This window comes from Megasphaera micronuciformis F0359 (genome assembly GCF_000165735.1).
Classification (GTDB): domain Bacteria; phylum Bacillota; class Negativicutes; order Veillonellales; family Megasphaeraceae; genus Megasphaera; species Megasphaera micronuciformis.
The window spans coordinates 81,967-96,523 of the sequence record NZ_GL538185.1 but is presented as its reverse complement, the minus strand read 5'-3'; the positions used below and the strand labels follow the sequence as shown (position 1 = coordinate 96,523).

Sequence of the window (14,557 nt, the reverse complement as noted above, 5' to 3'; positions counted from 1 at the left end):
CAAACCACCCGTTTAACGGGTGGTTATGATTTGCCGTGTTTTATAGGTCCGTTTACGTAAAAGTATGTATTTTCCGCGGATTTTGTGGTATCCTTATAAGGCATTAGACAGTTATTCGTAGCAGGAGGCTCGATGAAGATGGAAGAGGTAATTGCACTGGTTCTGGCTGCCGGTAAAGGGACTCGTATGAAGTCTAAATTGCCGAAGGTCTTGCATAAGGCCGGCGGCGTCCCCATGGTCGGACAAGTGTTGCGGGCGGTAAAAGATGCCGGAACAAAGCGGGAAATCGTGGTTGTCGGTTTCGGAGCGGAAGCGGTTACGGCCTATGTAGGCGAGACGGCGGAGACCGTTGTCCAGAAGGAGCAGCTCGGCACGGGCCATGCCGTGTTGCAAGCCGAATCTTTATTGCAAGGCGAAAAAGGGATCTTGCTTGTTACGTGCGGCGACACCCCGTTAGTACGGACAGAAACATTCCGGGCCCTCTTGGATTGTCATAAAAAGACGCAAGCATCGGCTACAGTTTTGACAGCCTGTATGCCTGACCCTACAGGATACGGCCGGGTTATTCGAAGTGCGGACGGAAAGGTTTCGAAGATTGTCGAACAAAAAGACGGTACTTCGCAGGAACTGGCTGTAAACGAAGTCAATGCGGGAATTTATTGCTTTGAATTACCCGAATTATGGGAGTTGTTACATCGCATCGGCAATAATAATGCCCAAGGCGAGTATTATTTAACCGACATTATCGGCATGCTTGTTGCTGACGGTAAGACGGTAAGCGCCGTAGCGGCTGAAGATTATAGAGAAACTTTGGGTGTCAACTCCAGATTACAGTTGGCCCAGGCGGAAAAAATTTTGCGAGAACGCAAACTGGAAGAGTTAATGACAGAAGGCGTTACGGTACAGGATCCGTCCAATACGTATGTGGAAACTACGGTAACGGTCGGGCGCGATACGGTTTTATATGCGGGCACGGTCTTGGAAGGTCGAACGGTAATCGGAGAGAATTGTGAAATTGGTCCCTTTGTGCGATTGACAAATGTTGCCATGGGAGACGGTAACAGCTTGCAATACACCTATGCTCATGACTGTACGATAGAAAATAATCTGACCGCCGGTCCTTTCGTTCACTTCAGACCGAAAACCCATATTGAAGACCATGTAAAAGTGGGGAACTTTATGGAAGTCAAGAATTCACATATCGGTGAAGGAACGAAATTACCGCATCTCAGCTATATCGGTGACAGCGATGTGGGGGCCGGTGTCAATATCGGCTGCGGCACGATTACGGTTAACTATGACGGCAAGGTTAAACATCGCACGACTATCGGTAACCACGCTTTTGTAGGCTGTAACAGCAACTTAGTTGCACCTGTAGAAATCGGCGAGTCGGCGTATGTCGGGGCGGGTTCTACGATTACTAAGAACGTGCCGCCGAAGTCCTTGGCTGTCGGCCGTGCTAAACAGCGCAATATTGAAAATTGGGTTAATGACGATACCTATAAGAAGTAAAAATCTGGATTTTCGCATAACTAACTATATGATAATCGCCAGGAGGATATGATGAGTTACGAGGACGGCAAGAAGCTTAAAATTTTTTCGGGTAATGCAAACCCGAAGTTGGCGAAAGAAATTGCCGATTATTTGGGCCTTGAATTGGGAAAGGCTTTTGTAGGTAAGTTTAATAACGGCGAAGTACAGGTTATGATTGATGAAAGCGTTCGCGGTAAGGATGTCTTTTTAATTCAGCCGACCAGCCAACCTGCCAATGATAACTTGATGGAGCTTTTAATTATGGCGGATGCTTTGAAAAGAGCTTCGGCTAATCATATTACGGCAGTGGTTCCTTATTACGGATACGCTCGTCAGGATCGGAAGACTCGCGGTAGAGAACCTATTACGTCGAAACTGGTCGCCGATCTGATGACTACGTCGGGTATTACGCGAGTTGTGACCGTTGACTTGCATGCCGGGCAAATTCAGGGCTTTTTTGATGTGCCTGTAGATCACTTGGGATCGGCCTCGATTATTGCTCGATATATTAACCAGAAAAAGGAAGAAACGGACTTAGGTGATATTGTCGTAGTTTCTCCCGACTTAGGCGGCGTTACGCGCGCTCGTGATTTGGCAGATCGCGTAAATGCTCCTATTGCAATTATTGAAAAAAGAAGACCCCGTCCGGGTGTTGCCGAAGTTATGAATATTATCGGCGACGTAGAAGGCAAGACCTGTATTATTGTTGATGATATTGTCGATACGGCCGGTTCTTTGTGCGGCGGGGCCAAAGCATTGAAAGAACGCGGTGCGGCTAAGGTTATGGCAGCCTGTGCACATGCCGTGCTGACCGATCCGGCTGTAGAACGAATTCAAAACTCCGATATTTCCGAACTCGTAATTACTAATACCATCCCCTTGCCGGCAGAAAAGGCTATCGACAAGATTAAGGTTCTTTCCGTAGCGCCTTTACTGGGTGAAGCGATTATGCGGATTTTCCATCAAGTATCGGTAAGTAAACTGTTTGAAAAATAAAGAGGAGTTTTAAGCCGTGCATATGATTGCGGGACTCGGTAATCCGGGTCGTGAGTATGAAGGCAGTAAACACAATGCGGGGTTTACGGTAATCGATGAGTTGGCACGTCGGTGGGGCGTTAATACTTGGCAGACCAGAATGGATGCGGAAGTGGCAATTGCCAATGTTGACGGTGAACAGGTCTTACTTGTTAAACCGCAAACGTATATGAATGACAGTGGTAAGTCTGTCGGTCCGCTTATGCGTTGGTATAAGATTGATGAAAAAGACGTGTATGTCGTGTATGATGATATGGATTTACCTATAGGTAAATTACGTATTCGTGAAAACGGCAGTGATGGCGGTCATAACGGTATTAAGAGCTTATTTGCCAACGGGTGTCGTGATTTTGTTCGCTTTCGTTTGGGCATCGGACGCCCTTTGGGACATATGGACGTTATACATCATGTGTTGACGCCTTTTCCGGAAGAATATCGTCAGACTTTTGCAGACGGTGCCGCTTATGCGGCCGAGGCTGTAGAAGGCTGCTTAAAGCTTGGCGTGTCTAAAGGCATGAATCGCTATAATCCGAGGCGCAATAGATAGAGACTTGAATATAAGAGCCGCACTTTATCGGTATGTCCGGCAAGGTGCGGCTTTGTATCTGTACAGGCAGTGTTTCGGCAGGGCTTAGCAGGGATTTTGCCCGCCGGTAGTTTTGAGTGAGTCAGAGGAGACATGCATGGAAAAATTATTAAGAAAAGGCCGCATGGCCTTATTTACCGCATTGCTGTGGGCTGTGACCGTAATCGTCGCCTCTGCAGCCGTACCGACGACGGGGGCAGAGGCGGCTTGCCTTATCGATGCCGATACAGGTCGGATTTTATATCAAGTGAATCCTAATAAATGGGTTCATCCGGCGAGTACGACAAAAATAGTAACGATGCTTACCGCTCTGGATAAAGGGGCTGACAAGTTGGATCAGCCGATTCATATTTCACAATATGCAGCCGATACGGAGCCGTCCGTTCTGGGGATTGCTCCCGGCGACAAGCTGACCCTAAGGGAAGCTATGCGCGGTATGATGGTCGTATCCGGTAACGATGTAGCCGTAGCCGTAGCAGAGACCTTGGGTGGAACCGTAGGGGCCTATGCGGACATGATGAATGCCGAAGCCGCTAAGTTGGGTGCAACGCATACACATTTTGTCAATCCTAACGGATTGACGGCACCGAAACATTATACGACAGCCGTGGATATGGCTAAAATAGCTGCTTACGGGTTAAAGCACTATCCTGAATTTAAGTATACCGTGTCATTACCGAATTATACGGTGAAGTATCTGGACGGACGGACCAAATACGTGGAAACAACGAATCGCTTTTTGACGAGCGGTTATAAAGGGGCTGACGGTGTTAAGACCGGGTATACGGATGCAGCCGGTGTTTGCCTCGTCGCCTCGGCCACGAGAAACGGACACACTCTGGTCGTGTCTCTCTTTAATGATGATAACCGCTGGACTGACGCTCCGGCTATTTTGGACTACGGCTTCAGACGCTTACAGTTGGGAAGATAGACATAAAAAAAGCAAGGCTGTTAAACAGCCTTGCTTTTTTGTATCTTTTAGTAATCCTGAACCAAAAGTTCGAAAAACGCTTGCGGATGCGAACAAACGGGACATACTTTCGGGGCTTCTTCTGCTTCCAGGATGAAACCGCAGTTACGACAAACCCATGTACGTTTTTCAGGGCGTTTGAAAGCAGCACCGCTTTCAACGTTAGCCAAGAGATCGCGATAACGTTCTTCATGGTGTTTTTCGATTTTACCTACATGATCGAAGAGAAATGCGATTTTGTCGAACCCTTCTTCACGAGCAACTTTAGCAAATTCAGGATACATTTCCGTATTTTCCCAATTTTCACCGTCAGCAGCATCTTTCAGAGCACCGTCTAAATCGGGCATACCGTCATGGAGAAGTTTGAACCAGATTTTAGCATGTTCTCTTTCGTTATGAGATGTTTCGTCAAAGTACGCGGAAATCTGTTCGTAGCCGGCTTTTTTTGCAACACTTGCATAGTAACCGTATTTTGTATGAGCTTGAGATTCGCCTGCAAAAGCTGCCTGCAGGTTCTTTTCGGTCTTGCTTCCTTTTAATTCCATAGTGAACCTCCTGTAATCGATAAATGTAATCAATAACTAATATTTGTTATTGATTACATTATATCCTTTTTTATGAAGGCGTCAAGGATATAAGAAAACCGGAAGCGATATTATTTGCGCATAATTTAAAACGTCGTAAATGCATAATTACTTTCGACGACCCTTTGAACGTTTTAAGGCGTTGCGACAGATAGAAGCCAGATACTTGGTAACGATGGTGAGTCCCAGTAAAAAGATAGCTATGAAGAGGGTCGAAATTGAACCGACTTGAGGTAAAGGAACGGGTGAAAGAGACATAAAGTTGGGAAAATATGATATAAGAGCGGTTACGACGGCAGCGGCAAGGAATAAGAGTAAAAAAATACTGCCCAAGAAGGCGCAGAGACGGCCCAAAAGGGTGTATAGAAAACGTTCGAACATATTTAGCGGCGGCGCTTCCCGGTGAGTACCATGCGCCTCGGGCTCTTCTTGCTCGTAATCATCCGTATCATAGAAAGGGGGATTATAGTTGTCGCTAAATTCGGGGTGTCGCTCACTCGGGCCGTCATAATTGAAAATTTGACGACGATTCCGACGTGTCTGTCGATGAGGTGCCGTGTCTATTTCTTCTCCCATGTAATATCGATAAATGTCTCGCGGTGAACCGAGCTCTCTACTGATCTCGTCGTCGCTCATGCCAAGACGCCGGCCGCGTATAAAGCGTTCTTCGCAATCGTCCAGGATTTCACGCAGGTCTTTTTTGTTACTGTGGCGAAAGTAGTAACGTAGGAGATCCATAAATTCATTTTTTTTCACTGTATTACCTTCCTGAAGAGTTGTGATTAGCTCTTTCTTGTAATTGAGCCCCTTTATGCCAACAGAAAATTCCGATAGCGGCAATGGAAATCAAGCCAAGCGGTGCGAATATGCGGTAATCCGCAGGTAGAAAGTTCAAGGCTGCTAACGGTTCGGCGCCGGCCAAAATATACCAGGCAATACGAATCATAAAGCCGGCGCAAAACAAGAGTGATACGGTTCCCAGCGTATAGAGTAGGGTATATGCGGATTTACCGGGGGTTGCTGAAGTGGACATGAAAAAAACCTCCGAGTGAGAATGTTGTTAAGCAGTTAAAGAATTTATTTTATATTAGCATACTTTATGACGCCTAACCAGTAAGGTTGCTTGCGAAAGAAGATGTCATACGGTAAGATAAGACGAAACGGTTTCGAAAGGAATGGATTAACGTGAGCACTTATATGCAGGCGATCTTACAAGAGTACGGAGAAACTCTTGCCACGAAAGGCCTTAGAATTATTTTAATATTAATATGTACTTATGCGGCCTATCGATTATGTGAATTTATTGTTGCCCGTGTCGGCGGGGTCCCTATGGGGCATTTAGGCGGTAAGCGTCGGCGGCGCGGGGAAACTCTGCTGTCTATTATTCAACATGTTCTTTTTGCTACTTTCTGCTTTTTCGGGCTTATGTCGCTCTTGAGGGAATTGGATATTGATACGACGTCGCTTCTGGCAGGTGTCAGTATTATCGGTTTGTCCGTAGGTGTCGGTGCGCAAAGCTTGGTTAAGGATTTTGTAGCCGGCTTTTTTATACTCGTTGAAAACCAATATGCAATCGGGGATATTATTCGAATCAAAGGCTTAACGGGAAAGGTTTTGGAACTGACCTTGCGAACTACGAAGTTGGAAGGGTCGGACCATGTGATACACATTGTTCCGAACGGCTTAATTGATACGGTGACAAACTACTCGAAAGAAACGTATTTCGGAGCCGTCCGCATTTGTGTCTCCCAAGACTACGACCCGGAAAAGGTTATGAAAATTTTAAATGATTCTTTGGCTGCCGTGTCGGGGCTCAAGGAATTGAAACCCGGAGCCGCCGTGTCGGGCCTGTCTTCTATGGACAAAGACTCTTTTTTCTATGATGTGAATCTGCCGTCGGCGTGGGTCGACTCATATACCGTGTGTGCGGCTTATCAGTACGAGGCAGCCAAGCGTCTGTATACTGCCGGTATCGTCCTACGCAGTATTCGTATAGGTGGTCCCGAACTTGTTAAAGAAAACGGTATGTCCGCGTAAGGAGTGAAAATATGACCGATTTTGTCAAATACGCAATCGGAGATATTGTGCAATTGAAGAAAGCACATCCCTGTGGTTCATTTGAATGGGAAGTAGTACGGACGGGTGTCGATTTTATTATTGTTTGTTGCGGTTGCGGTCATCGCGTCATGGTATCGCGACCTAAATTCGAAAAATCCGTAAAGAAAATTATTTCGCATAAGGAAAAATCATAAAGCAGTGCGGTATAAGAATTTGCTTATGCCGCACTCTTTACAAGGCTGATGAGAGTCGAAAAATTGACAGGTAAATAGGCTTTACCTATAATGAGTAAAGAAAAAAGAAATGGGAGTCGAAGGTTATATTTCTCCACCCGTTTCGGACAAGGGAGATGAAGGCGGCTGTATACTTCGACAGCCGCCTTTTTTAGAGGAGGCACGCATGCGATTACGTAGAAAACCGTGGATTGACGAGGCAATACGGGAGTACGACTCCTTCGTATACTTGCAACCGCAGGAGGGCCTGAAAGGAAGATGGCGTGAGGTCTTTGATAATCCGACGGCGCCTTTGTGGGTTGAGCTCGGTACGGGAAAGGGAAACTTCATATCTCGCTTAGCCGATATTCACAGAGAGGTTAATTTTATAGGCATTGAAGTGCAATTGGGGGTTTTATACTATGCCGCTAAGAAATGTGCGGCTGCCGAACTTACCAATGTACGCTTGTTACGGTTTGATGCCGCTTTTTTGGAAACTCTCTTTGCACCCGGCGAAGTAGATCGCTTTTTTATCAATTTCTGTGACCCTTGGCCTAAAAAACGGCACGCCAAACGCCGCTTGACCTACAGGGGGTTTTTGGATCGCTATGCACGTTTGTTGGCTGCTGACGGAGAAATTCACTTTAAGTCCGATAATGCGGGACTTTTCGACTTTACGTTGGAAGAGTTCAACGCTCGTCACTGGCCTTTGTCAGAGGTAACCTACGATTTACACGGCAGTGACATTTTAAATGAGGCTATGACCGAGTATGAAGCGAAGTTCAGCGGCCTCGGACAACCGATTTTTCATTGTGTAGCCGCCAAGCCGGCAAAGGATGTTGATGATGAACAACAAGAAGGCTAAACAGATGTATCGGGCCATGCTGTTGCTCTTAGGAGCCTTTGCGCTCCTCTGGGTTATCGGTACGGTTAACGTTTTCAGTGCTACTTTTGCGGAGGACCGTCTTTCAGGCAGTGCTTACGGACACTTATTGCGACAATTGGTTTTTTCCGCAGTCGGTCTGATTCCTGCAGTTATGGTTTTTCGTAGCGACTATCACCGGTTGTCGAAATATTCTAAACTCATGTACTTTGTAACCCTTTTGCTTTTGTTGGCCGTACCCTTAATCGGCATAGAAGCAAACGGTGCCAGACGTTGGCTCGGCATCGGTAAGCTTACCTTTCAGCCCTCGGAACTGGCAAAATTGACGGCCATCTTATGTACGGCTTCTTTGCTGACACCTATGTTGAAGGCCGGTAAGGAGGTTACATTTTTGGCACCTCTTTCGCATAATAAGAAAGCACCTGTTTGGCAACGCTTTCCCTGGTGGCCGCAAAGAGCCCTGCTCTTGACGCTGGTCTTGGCAGTTCCCGTTTTTAAGCAACCCGATGCGGGTACGGCTATTATTATCTTGATTTTGCCTGTTTTGATGGTTTGGATCAGCGGGGCTAAGCTTATGGAAGTAAAGTGGCCCGCTTTGCTTGTTGCCGTAGGCGCCATTTTTTTCGTTCTCTACGAGCCGTATCGAAGAGATCGCATTATCGCGTGGATCGATCCGTGGGAGTATGAGAAGACCTTGGGTTACCAGACCGTCCAGGGGTTGATTGCTATCGGGTCGGGGGGGATTTTCGGCCAAGGCTTGGCGGAGGGGATCAGTAAATTCAGTTACTTACCGGAAGCCCATACAGACTTTGCCTTTGCCGTCTTAGCCCAAGAATTGGGGTTAAGAGCCTCTCTGGGAATGATCGTGCTTTTCGGCATTATTTTAGTATACGGATGTAAGTGTGCCGTTATGTGTCAAGACCCGTTCGGAAGATTGTTGGCCTTCGGGACGACCATGTATTTCGGCGTTCAGGGATTTATCAACATCGGCATGGTTAGCGGGTTGCTTCCCGTTGTCGGAGTGCCTTTGCCGTTTATCAGCTACGGTGGGACATCCTTGATAGTTAATATGATTGCAGCGGCTATTTTATTAAATATTTGTAAGTCAAACAGGCGGGAAGCGGAACGGCAAACGCGACTTGCCGAAGAACGCGAGTTCACCTCTATGAGAGATGAAACTCGGAGTGTATTCAGACCGGGCCGTCACTAATTGTTAGGAGAGTAGTCATGAGACAACACAGAATCATTCAAGTTGACGAACGTCTGCCTTTATTGCAGACTATTCCTTTGAGTTTACAGCATTTATTTGCCATGTTCGGGTCTACGGTTTTAGTGCCGTTTTTACTGCATGTTGATCCGGCTACGGCTCTTTTTATGAACGGCATAGGTACGATTTTGTATCTTCTCATTTGCAAAGGGCGCTTGCCGGCTTACTTAGGATCGAGCTTTGCCTTTATATCCCCTGTTTTGGCCGTGTGTGCGACATCGGGGATGGATTACGGCGATGCCCAAGGCGGATTCATTGTTTTCGGTTTATCCTTTATCGTCTTGGCCGGCATTGTAAATAAAGTGGGGACACGCTGGATAGATGTCCTTTTCCCGCCGGCAGCTATGGGAGCGGTCGTTGCCATTATAGGTTTGGAACTGGCTCCTTTGGCTATGACTATGTCCGGTTATCTCGGCGAGGCGTCGGGCATGACAAATGAAACGGCCATGATTATATCCACTTTTACACTCATTGTAACCTTGTTGGCGACGGTGCTGGGTCGCGGTTTTATCGGTATTATTCCTATTCTTATCGGTGTCATTTCGGGATATATCCTTTCCTGGTTTATGGGCGTTGTAGACTTTTCGGTAGTAGAAACTACACCGTGGATTTCCGTGCCGACTTTTTATGAACCGAAGTTCAATCTCAGTGCCATTATGATGATTATGCCTGCTTTGTTCGTCGTTTTTGCCGAGCACTTGGGGCATCTTTTCGTCACAAGTGATATTGTGGGGCGCAACCTTATTGAAGATCCGGGTCTTCATCGCTCTCTGTTTGCCGACGGCTTGTCCAATGTTCTTTCCGGCTTAGTCGGATCTACACCGAATACGACATATGGCGAAAATATGGGGGTCTTGGCGATTACAGGTGTGTACAGTACCTGGGTTATCGGTGGGGCGGCTTTGCTGGCGGTTATTTTCTCCTTTGTCGGTAAGATTGCCGCTTTGATTCACGGTATTCCCGTTCCCGTTATGGGCGGCGTATGCATACTCTTGTTCGGTTTTATTGCCGCATCGGGGATTCGAATGCTTGTTGAAAAACATGTGGACTATACACGTTCGAAAAATCTTATTCTTACAGCTGTTACTATGATTTGCGGCCTGTCGGGGGCTACGATTGCTGTCGGCCCCGTACAGTTAAAAGGGATGGGTTTGGCGACTGTTGTAGCCATGATTTTGAGCTTGGCCTTTTTACTGTTTGAAAGGCTTCATATTGATAACTACCATTAAGGATTCGGCAGAACGAGGGGATATGAATGGAGTCGTTGCATAATATAGTCCGCCGCGGAGAAGCTATGAATCGTGACGACTTAGTCAGCTTACTTTCCCTGACGGAAGCGGAGGATTTGGAAAGCTTATATAGAGCCGCTTATGAAACGAAGGTACGTCACGTAGGAAATATCGTGTATTATCGCGGCTTAATGGAGTTCTCCAATCAATGTATGAAAAACTGTCTATATTGCGGAATTCGTCGAGAAAATGGGAAAGTGAAGCGATTTCGGACGGCTCTCAAAGATATAGAAAGTATGGCACAATGGGCTTATGAAAACGGTTACGGATCCGTTACGTTGCAATCGGGAGAACGACAAGACGAAGCGTTTATTCATGATGTAGAGGCCATGATTCGTACTGTGAAGGCCATCGGCGACGGTGCCTTGGGCATCACTCTCTGTGTGGGGGAGCAATCGGAAGAAACCTATCGTCGTTGGTTCGAAGCTGGTGCCCATCGCTATTTATTGCGCATTGAGACATCAAACCGTAAGCTTTATGAGACCTTGCATCCTCATGACGGGCTACACAGTTGGCAGAAGCGGTACGATTGTTTAAAGGCGTTGGATCGCATAGGGTATCAAGTAGGAACCGGCGTTATGATCGGCTTGCCGGGACAGACGGTGGAAGATCTGGCTGATGACATCCTCTTTTATAAAAAAGAAAATATTGACATGATCGGCATGGGGCCGTATGTCATTCATGGCGAGACTCCTTTGGGACAATATGCTGTGAACGAAGATCTTGATATAAAGTCTGAACGAAATCGGAGATTGCGGCTGGGATTGATTATGATTGCCGTAACCCGGCTTTTCTTACCTGACTGCAATATTGCGGCGACAACAGCCTTGCAAGCTTTGCATCCTTTGGGAAGAGAAATGGGGTTAAAGGCGGGGGCCAATGTGCTTATGCCCATTATTACCCTGCCGAAGTTTCGCAAAGACTATTTACTTTACGATAACAAGCCGTGTGTGGACGACACGCCGTCGCAGTGTCGCCAATGTATTGCCGCCCGTGTTGCCTCGGTGGGGGATAGGGTAGGTTTCGGGAAGTGGGGAGATGCTCCGCATTTTCAGAAAAAACATGAAAGAACATAAGACGGGACTGTGTCCCGCTTTTTTGGGTGTATACTGTTATATGGATATGAGAACCGACAGGATTGGATTCGGAGGAAGAGGCTGTGAACGACATAAAACTGTCTAAGTCCGAACGAACGGCCGCTTTTTATTGGGACCTGTTTCGTTCCACATTTATTATCAGTGCCGTAACTGTAGGCGGGGGATTTGTTATCATTCCCCTTTTACGAGGAAAGTATGTTGATGATTTCGGTTGGTTGACAGAAAAAGAGACTCTGGACCTTGTAGCGATCGCCCAATCCATGCCGGGGGTTGTAGCCGTTAATTCCGCAATCATTCTCGGTTATCGTATGGCCGGTCTTATGGGATCTTTAGTAGCTGCAACGGCCACTGTATTGCCGCCTTTATTGATTTTGTCGATTATTTCCGTTTTTTATGAGTTTTTTATTCAGAATTATTATATTAAATTGGTTTTGCGAGGTATGCAGTGCGGGGCGACGGCACTTATCGTTAATGTGGGCATTGATTTATTTTTAAAACAGTGTAAGCGCAAACTAATCTTGCCTATTTTTATTGTCCTGGCCACCTTTATAGCCAATGTGGTCTTTGAAATTAATATAATGTACCTTATTTTAACGGACGGTCTCATAGGTCTCTTGTTTATGCGTTCGGCGAAGTATAATTAGGGAGCGGACAGATGATATATCTCTTATTATTCTGGGAATTTTGTAAGGTCAGTGTTTTTTGTGTCGGCGGCGGATATGCGTCTATGCCGCTCATCCAGGCCGGCGTTGTGGACGGGTATCATTGGCTCACTATGAGTGAATTCGTTGATATTTTTACGATTTCGCAAATGACGCCGGGCCCCATCGGCATCAACGCGGCAACCTTTGCAGGTATGAAGACGGCCGGTATTTTCGGTGGTGTAGCGGCAACTGTCGGCTTTGTCGTACCCTCTCTTTGTATCGGCATTACCTTGGCTAAAATTTTCTTGAAGTACGGTGATATCGGTCCTGTACGAGGTGCTCTAAACGGCTTGAGACCTGCTGTAGTGGGGCTTATTTGTGCCGCATCCATCGACTTTATTCTTCTGGCGCTATGGAACACAGAGGAATTACCCGTACACTGGAGCGATCTCAGTTTGGGGGGGCTAGTGTTGCTTATTGTGACGCTGGTCGCCGTGCGGCGCCATATAGGTGTCATTACAATTCTTTTCGCTTCGGGAGTCTTGGGACTTATATTGGGGATGGCCGGGTTACTTACCGTGTAGGGATTCTTGACTGTCGTCTTTGGAATTTGATATACTTATTCCGTTACGGAAGGGTGTCCGAGTGGTTTAAGGAGCTAGTCTTGAAAACTAGTGATACCGCAAGGTACCGTGGGTTCGAATCCCACCCCTTCCGCCAGTAGAGAAAAAAAGAGGAATCGTATGACTCGATTCCTCTTTTTTCAGATATATGAAGGAGGCCTGTGATATGTCTTTAGTATCATCAGAGACTGTCTTGGCAGCATCGACCGCCGTATTCATCATTATTTGTCTTGCTTTTTATGCAGTCGGTCGGAAAAATCGTACGGATCAATCACCCTTTGCGTTGAAGTTTGTAAAAGAGGACGACGGGGCATTACGTATAGAAGTCAGCGGTTTTTCCGATAGCGAGCCGAACCGAAAAGCACGGTTTAAGCGAGAATACGGAGAAGGCCGCATCGTATCTCATGAAGGCATAGCCTATGCGGTCGATGTCTTGGAAGAGAAACGGATAGAAACGGATACGGTTATGGTCTGTCGCTTGAAAAAATTGGGATAATAAACACGGTTGCCGATAGGTGACCGTGTTTTTCTTTGTCATCAAGATAAAAAGACATATAAATATAAGTTAAAGACAGAATTGCCATGATATTGTTTAGAAAGAAATACTATAAAAGTAAACCTCGACTTAGCCGGCTTTCGTTAAAAACAAAATGATTGACAGATAGCCTTGTCAAGCGGCTTATCCTTGATATTTCACGGTATTTATGTTATATATTTAACTGTACGTTTATATCTTAAAACAGGTTTTAGAGAAAAGGGGCAGTGATATGTATCACATAAGCGTTCTGACAGGACATCAAGACGAAGATGATTTTGGAGAGCGGTTGAGCGATATTGCCGAAGTGGAATATTGCTCTGCTGAAGATGAAGATGAATTGATAGATCAACTGGACGGCACGGATATACTCATTTGTGACGATGAGCCTGTATCGGGCCGAGTTCTGGAAGAAACAGATGATTTAAAACTTATTGTCGTAATGGGGGAGGAAACTTCTCATATCGACTTACAGACGGCACAAGATCGTAATATCAAGGTCGTGTGTCTTCATGATTATTTTGATGAAGATGTGGCAGATCATGCATGTGCCATGATTTTAGCTTTATTACGTCAAATTCCCGAATATGCCTATGATGTACGTGATAACAACCGTTGGCAGTTCGGATCCGTGCCTTGGCCGTTACATCGTGTATCGGCAAACCTTATAGGGATTGTCGGCTTCGGTCGGATCGGACAGCTGGTAGCGGAACGTCTGCGCCCCTTCGGGTGCGGCATACAGGCATACGACCCCTTTGTGAGTGAGAAAACCATGCTCGACAACGGTGTAACGCCTGTGGATTTTGATAAATTATTAAAGACCAGTGACTTGATTACCTTGCACTTGCCGGTTGAAGAGGCAACGCAGAACATGTTTCAAGAAGAACAGTTGGAACGCATGAAAAAGGGTTCCATGTTGGTTAATTGCGGCAGTGGCGGGCTCGTTGACGAGGCGGCTTTATATCATGCCGTTGATGACGGGCATATTCGCAGTGTTGCTTTGGATACCTTGACAACGGAGCACCCGAGCACCATGTTTTTGGAAATGCTGGAGCGCCCCGAGTTTTTACTCACACCTGATGTTCGGGCACATTCGGTAGAGGCGGAGAAAGCGAAATACGATGATGCGGAACGGTACATTCGCCTCTTTCTGGATGATAAGATGGAAGATATTCCTTTTGTGAGCTTATCCTCTGAAGAAGAATAGGCGACTGAAACGTTGTAAGACGGTAAAAACGGGA

At 46.4% G+C, this 14,557-nt stretch carries 17 protein-coding genes and 1 tRNA gene; 15 read left to right on the top strand and 3 right to left on the bottom strand.

Translation table 11 applies throughout. The annotated features are described in order from the left end of the window. Nucleotides 1-138 precede the first annotated feature (138 nt). The 4 genes from glmU to HMPREF9429_RS02385 all read left to right on the top strand — a co-directional run bounded on the left by glmU (nt 139) and on the right by HMPREF9429_RS02385 (nt 4,085). Nucleotides 139-1,512 (top strand): bifunctional UDP-N-acetylglucosamine diphosphorylase/glucosamine-1-phosphate N-acetyltransferase GlmU, encoded by a 1,374-nt coding sequence (gene glmU / locus HMPREF9429_RS02400; RefSeq protein WP_040773439.1) that lies wholly within the window; start codon nt 139-141, stop codon nt 1,510-1,512. 51 nt (nt 1,513-1,563) lie between these two features. Next, on the top strand, nt 1,564-2,529 hold the full coding sequence (locus HMPREF9429_RS02395; RefSeq protein ID WP_040773408.1) for a ribose-phosphate diphosphokinase: 966 nt from the start codon (nt 1,564-1,566) through the stop codon (nt 2,527-2,529). 22 nt (nt 2,530-2,551) lie between these two features. Continuing rightward, a complete protein-coding gene (gene pth / locus HMPREF9429_RS02390; RefSeq protein WP_006941333.1) occupies nt 2,552-3,115 on the top strand; it encodes an aminoacyl-tRNA hydrolase in 564 nt (187 codons plus the stop codon). A gap of 136 nt (nt 3,116-3,251) precedes the next feature. Further along, nucleotides 3,252-4,085, top strand: coding sequence for a D-alanyl-D-alanine carboxypeptidase family protein (locus HMPREF9429_RS02385; RefSeq protein ID WP_006941332.1), 834 nt, complete (start codon nt 3,252-3,254; stop codon nt 4,083-4,085). Nucleotides 4,086-4,132: 47 nt separating this feature from the next. Here HMPREF9429_RS02385 and rbr read toward each other — a convergent pair whose 3' ends face one another. The 3 genes from rbr to HMPREF9429_RS02370 all read right to left on the bottom strand — a co-directional run bounded on the left by rbr (nt 4,133) and on the right by HMPREF9429_RS02370 (nt 5,741). Then, entirely contained in the window at nt 4,133-4,669 is a 537-nt protein-coding gene (rbr, locus tag HMPREF9429_RS02380) for a rubrerythrin (protein WP_006941331.1), read from the bottom strand. A 147-nt stretch (nt 4,670-4,816) separates the two neighbouring features. Further along, complete coding sequence (locus HMPREF9429_RS02375; protein WP_040773406.1) at nt 4,817-5,464, bottom strand: DUF1700 domain-containing protein; 648 nt, start codon at nt 5,462-5,464, stop codon at nt 4,817-4,819. Between the two features lie 4 nt (nt 5,465-5,468). Then, complete coding sequence (locus HMPREF9429_RS02370; protein ID WP_006941329.1) at nt 5,469-5,741, bottom strand: hypothetical protein; 273 nt, start codon at nt 5,739-5,741, stop codon at nt 5,469-5,471. Nucleotides 5,742-5,893: 152 nt separating this feature from the next. Here HMPREF9429_RS02370 and HMPREF9429_RS08850 point away from each other — a divergent pair, with 152 nt between their 5' ends. The 11 genes from HMPREF9429_RS08850 to HMPREF9429_RS02315 all read left to right on the top strand — a co-directional run bounded on the left by HMPREF9429_RS08850 (nt 5,894) and on the right by HMPREF9429_RS02315 (nt 14,523). Next, complete coding sequence (locus HMPREF9429_RS08850) at nt 5,894-6,745, top strand: mechanosensitive ion channel family protein (protein ID WP_050777757.1); 852 nt, start codon at nt 5,894-5,896, stop codon at nt 6,743-6,745. A gap of 11 nt (nt 6,746-6,756) precedes the next feature. Beyond that, the gene (locus HMPREF9429_RS02360) at nt 6,757-6,960 is read left to right on the top strand and encodes a DUF951 domain-containing protein (RefSeq protein ID WP_006941327.1); all 204 of its coding nucleotides are present in this window, start codon (nt 6,757-6,759) and stop codon (nt 6,958-6,960) included. A gap of 205 nt (nt 6,961-7,165) precedes the next feature. Further along, a complete protein-coding gene (trmB, locus tag HMPREF9429_RS02355; RefSeq protein ID WP_040773404.1) occupies nt 7,166-7,843 on the top strand; it encodes a tRNA (guanosine(46)-N7)-methyltransferase TrmB in 678 nt (225 codons plus the stop codon). Next, entirely contained in the window at nt 7,824-9,071 is a 1,248-nt protein-coding gene (locus tag HMPREF9429_RS02350) for an FtsW/RodA/SpoVE family cell cycle protein (protein ID WP_040773401.1), read from the top strand. The genes trmB and HMPREF9429_RS02350 overlap by 20 nt, the downstream gene beginning before the upstream one ends. 17 nt (nt 9,072-9,088) lie before the next feature. Further along, nucleotides 9,089-10,357 carry a uracil permease gene (gene uraA / locus HMPREF9429_RS02345; protein WP_006941324.1) on the top strand — a complete coding sequence of 423 codons (1,269 nt, stop codon included), beginning with the start codon at nt 9,089-9,091 and terminating at the stop codon, nt 10,355-10,357. Nucleotides 10,358-10,383: 26 nt separating this feature from the next. After that, nucleotides 10,384-11,493 carry a [FeFe] hydrogenase H-cluster radical SAM maturase HydE gene (gene hydE / locus HMPREF9429_RS02340; protein ID WP_006941323.1) on the top strand — a complete coding sequence of 370 codons (1,110 nt, stop codon included), beginning with the start codon at nt 10,384-10,386 and terminating at the stop codon, nt 11,491-11,493. An 83-nt stretch (nt 11,494-11,576) separates the two neighbouring features. After that, nucleotides 11,577-12,158 carry a chromate transporter gene (locus HMPREF9429_RS02335; RefSeq protein ID WP_040773398.1) on the top strand — a complete coding sequence of 194 codons (582 nt, stop codon included), beginning with the start codon at nt 11,577-11,579 and terminating at the stop codon, nt 12,156-12,158. A gap of 11 nt (nt 12,159-12,169) precedes the next feature. Next, entirely contained in the window at nt 12,170-12,742 is a 573-nt protein-coding gene (locus HMPREF9429_RS02330) for a chromate transporter (protein ID WP_006941321.1), read from the top strand. Nucleotides 12,743-12,789: 47 nt separating this feature from the next. Further along, nucleotides 12,790-12,878 (top strand) — tRNA-Ser (locus tag HMPREF9429_RS02325). Nucleotides 12,879-12,947: 69 nt separating this feature from the next. Further along, nucleotides 12,948-13,277, top strand: a complete 330-nt coding sequence (locus tag HMPREF9429_RS02320) for a hypothetical protein (protein WP_040773395.1) — start codon at nt 12,948-12,950, stop codon at nt 13,275-13,277. Between the two features lie 271 nt (nt 13,278-13,548). Continuing rightward, entirely contained in the window at nt 13,549-14,523 is a 975-nt protein-coding gene (locus HMPREF9429_RS02315) for a C-terminal binding protein (protein WP_006941319.1), read from the top strand. Nucleotides 14,524-14,557: the final 34 nt, after the last annotated feature.

Coding starts and splice junctions, on each gene's coding strand:
- HMPREF9429_RS02360 (WP_006941327.1), top strand. CDS start 6,757: ATGACCGATTTTGTCAAATACGCAATCGGAGATATTGTGCAATTGAAG.
- uraA (WP_006941324.1), top strand. CDS start 9,089: ATGAGACAACACAGAATCATTCAAGTTGACGAACGTCTGCCTTTATTG.
- HMPREF9429_RS02370 (WP_006941329.1), bottom strand. CDS start 5,741: ATGTCCACTTCAGCAACCCCCGGTAAATCCGCATATACCCTACTCTAT.
- hydE (WP_006941323.1), top strand. CDS start 10,384: ATGGAGTCGTTGCATAATATAGTCCGCCGCGGAGAAGCTATGAATCGT.
- rbr (WP_006941331.1), bottom strand. CDS start 4,669: ATGGAATTAAAAGGAAGCAAGACCGAAAAGAACCTGCAGGCAGCTTTT.
- glmU (WP_040773439.1), top strand. CDS start 139: ATGGAAGAGGTAATTGCACTGGTTCTGGCTGCCGGTAAAGGGACTCGT.
- pth (WP_006941333.1), top strand. CDS start 2,552: ATGATTGCGGGACTCGGTAATCCGGGTCGTGAGTATGAAGGCAGTAAA.
- HMPREF9429_RS02315 (WP_006941319.1), top strand. CDS start 13,549: ATGTATCACATAAGCGTTCTGACAGGACATCAAGACGAAGATGATTTT.
- HMPREF9429_RS02320 (WP_040773395.1), top strand. CDS start 12,948: ATGTCTTTAGTATCATCAGAGACTGTCTTGGCAGCATCGACCGCCGTA.
- HMPREF9429_RS02385 (WP_006941332.1), top strand. CDS start 3,252: ATGGAAAAATTATTAAGAAAAGGCCGCATGGCCTTATTTACCGCATTG.
- HMPREF9429_RS02395 (WP_040773408.1), top strand. CDS start 1,564: ATGAGTTACGAGGACGGCAAGAAGCTTAAAATTTTTTCGGGTAATGCA.
- HMPREF9429_RS02350 (WP_040773401.1), top strand. CDS start 7,824: ATGAACAACAAGAAGGCTAAACAGATGTATCGGGCCATGCTGTTGCTC.
- trmB (WP_040773404.1), top strand. CDS start 7,166: ATGCGATTACGTAGAAAACCGTGGATTGACGAGGCAATACGGGAGTAC.
- HMPREF9429_RS02330 (WP_006941321.1), top strand. CDS start 12,170: ATGATATATCTCTTATTATTCTGGGAATTTTGTAAGGTCAGTGTTTTT.